The sequence below is a fragment of the Ruminiclostridium hungatei genome, assembly GCF_002051585.1.
Lineage (GTDB): Bacteria > Bacillota > Clostridia > Acetivibrionales > DSM-1351 > Ruminiclostridium > Ruminiclostridium hungatei.
In genome coordinates, this window is sequence record NZ_MZGX01000052.1 from 1 (window position 1) to 3,149 (window position 3,149).

Here is a 3,149-nt window from a genome sequence, read left to right on the forward strand (position 1 = left end):
AAAATTCAAATGTAGTTGTATCCATTAATACAACTGTTACTAATGATAAAATATCTGCTACCCAAACAGTAAAAAATGGGTCATATACTGTAGTCCAAACAAACCTTTCAGTGCAAACCAATAATTACTATAAGTACACCCATAGTCTTACGAGTGTGAGTAGTGCAAATAAAGCAAATAGCACTATAAATAAGGGGACCGGGAATAGTGGAATTCCAAGTGTATCTGTTTTATTAGGTACAGTAGCTAACGATAAGGGATATGATATTATTCTTAGAATACCTAGAGATAGATATCCAGACTCTGCAAAGCATATTGAGGATGCTATAAGATGGGGGCAGCCAGATACTTTAACAATAAACCGTGAAGGTGCGAGTGCTAACCGGACGGCATCTTTAAAAGATTATCAAGTTGTTCCTGGATTAGACCGAGATGAGTATCCACAGGCTATGTTCAAGGAAGGTGGTAAAGGTGCAGATGTAAGGCCAATAGATCCATCAGATAATAGAGGTAGTGGCTCTTATGTGGGAAGGAAGCTAAAAAATTATCCGAATGGAACTAGAGTTAAATTTGAGGTAGTTGATACGGTTGATATCGAAGACGATGATGATAAGAACGATATGAAACCAGGTGGAACTGGCGGAGGTGGTGGTAGAGTACAGTATATGGACGAACAGGGTAGAATTGGAATATCAAAAAGTGTGGTGATTGATGATAGTGGCGCAATTTTAGGCTATACGCAGTGGGATGGGAAGTATATACCAGTTAATACAGACTTTAATAATCCATATGTAATAAGTAGTCCATTTCCCGGAGGGCAATTGCCAGAAGTAAGCTTACCAAAATTCAGTTTGCCAAAATTTAGAATACCTGTTTTTAGGTTTGTGTTACCTTGATTATAAAGTTACAAAACGAGGAGTGATATGAAATGAAATCAATAAATGAATTATTATCAGATGACTCAGCTTGGGTGATTATAGAACAATGGATTTCTAAAGCCAACAAGCCTATTGAGATTCTTGAAGTAAACAAGAGTCGAGCAGAAAAAGAGTTAGTGAACCTTCAAATTACGACTAAGTCACCTCTGGGAGCAATTGCTTATAAAACAGGAGGAATCCTATTTGACAATAGATGGCTTCGGTTTCTTGGAGCAGGCAATGACAATATGGAAAGAAGTTTGTCATCTTGGAATAAAATGGACATAAATAGTAAATGTACAAGATTAGATGGCGCAATGTTAATTGCGGATGATATTTTGGGGGGCTTCTTTGCGCTTAATGGTGGCGCATTTGAAGGTAAATTAGGAGATGTATATTATTTAGCACCTGAGACACTAAAGTGGGAAAGCTTAAACATGCCCTATACAAACTTTTTAAATTGGGCTTTTACTGGAGATGTGTTTCAATTTTACAAAACTTTTCGCTGGGAAAAATGGGAAAAAGAAGTTTCGAGTATCAGTGGTGACCAATGCATGCTTTTTTATCCTTTCCTATGGACTAAAGAGGATAGTGTTGAAAAACGGTCTAAGTCTATTGTGCCAATAGAAGAGATTTGGAATTTGACTATTCAGAACAGTTCTATTTTGTAGGATATATAGTTTTGATGCAAATAGCAATGCATCAAAAATTGATAATAGTAACCACCATGATACAAAAGTATACTAGTGTACCCATTTGTGCACCTCCCAAATCTCTAAATACAGGGGAAGATCGGTTTTCCCAGCCACAAATCCGACAGACGAATGGTAAATCTGACCACCTATATGAATTCTTTAAAACCGCTGGCATTGCCAGCGGTTTTGCTTCGGCAGGGGGGCGCTTGCGATTGCGTGCCTTTATCCTGAACCAAAATCAATAGGGGGTTCAGTGCAATTTGTTCTAAGAAATGCAGAAACGAGCAGGCGTCAAATTGTGAAATTGACCTTAAATACCTTTTGAGTTATTGCAAAAGTATTTGTACCTATAGCCGATTAAAAATCGGAAACAGAGTTAACACATCGCCACACAAGGGTAGGGGAATTGTTGACGGTAGTGAGCTTATTTGGAGGTGGATTTTCGTATTGACTTAGTCTATATGCCGAATACGCAGAACCACCCAAGTTCATGGTAAATCCCTTCTTGACCAAGAAGGTCCCAAGCCTCGGAACAACGGTATTCACATATGACGGTGACGAAGGCGGCGGACTGCGCTCTGAACCACCAGGGACCCCAAGGGCAACCTGACAGAAAAGGTGTATGACAAGGCAGGCAGACTGTATAAAGTAATTGCAGAGGGGAAAGCCACTACCTATGAATATTATGCCGACGGCAGCAGAAGGAGCGTAACCTATGGGGACGGGGCAAAGGAAGAATACACCTATTACGGTGACGGCCTGAACAAGACCCTGGTGAACAAAAAGGCCGACGGCAGCAGCCTGGACAGCTACAGCTATACCTATGACGGGGCCCACAACCAGACTTCCAAGACAGATGCAAAGGGAGTAACAAGCTACGAGTATGACAGCCTGAACAGGCTGGAAAAGGTAACGGAACCCAATGGCAGGACAACCAGCTATACCTTTGACAAGGCGGGAAACAGGCTTACGGAGACAGCGCTGGCAGCAGTAGTGACAACGTGTCCGGCCATAAGCTCGATAACCACAAGCTATACATATAACGAGCAAAACAGGCTGATATCCACGGTACAGCAGAGCGGAAGAGAAACCGTAACCGAAAGATACAGCTATGACAGCAACGGCAACACCATATCAAAAGTGAAGGAAACGGTGAAGCCGGCAGACCCGGAGGTGACAGGAAGCTTCAGCCTGAGTATTGCAGGGCGGAGCAGCATAAGCAGCGAGGCTACGTATTACCAGTATGATGTGTGGAACCAGCTTGCCAAAACCACAGCAGGCAGCCAGACCATAAGCTATTCATACAATGGAGAGGGCTACAGGACTGCAAAAACAGAAAACGGGCAAAGGACAAACTACCTGTATGAAGTGGACAGGGTAATCCTGGAGACAGACGGAACAGGCAGCCAGACAGCCAGAAACATATATGGAATAAATCTCCTGACAAGAACCGCAGGCAGTGATACAATGAATTATATGTACAACGGGCATGGGGATGTGACAGCATTGCTGGGAGAGGACGGAACGGTCAAGGGAA

Annotated in this window: 2 protein-coding genes and 1 pseudogene; all 3 read left to right on the forward strand. The window is 42.3% G+C overall.

What is annotated here, in order from left to right:
• Positions 1–896, forward strand: an 896-nt coding sequence (locus CLHUN_RS21325) for a NucA/NucB deoxyribonuclease domain-containing protein (RefSeq protein WP_117387097.1), incomplete at its 5' end; no start/stop codon positions are given.
• A 32-nt stretch (positions 897–928) separates the two neighbouring features.
• Complete coding sequence (locus tag CLHUN_RS21330) at positions 929–1,588, forward strand: DUF2625 domain-containing protein (protein ID WP_080066700.1); 660 nt, start codon at positions 929–931, stop codon at positions 1,586–1,588.
• A 642-nt stretch (positions 1,589–2,230) separates the two neighbouring features.
• Positions 2,231–3,149 (forward strand): annotated as a pseudogene (locus tag CLHUN_RS21340) (S8 family serine peptidase); the annotation flags it as partial.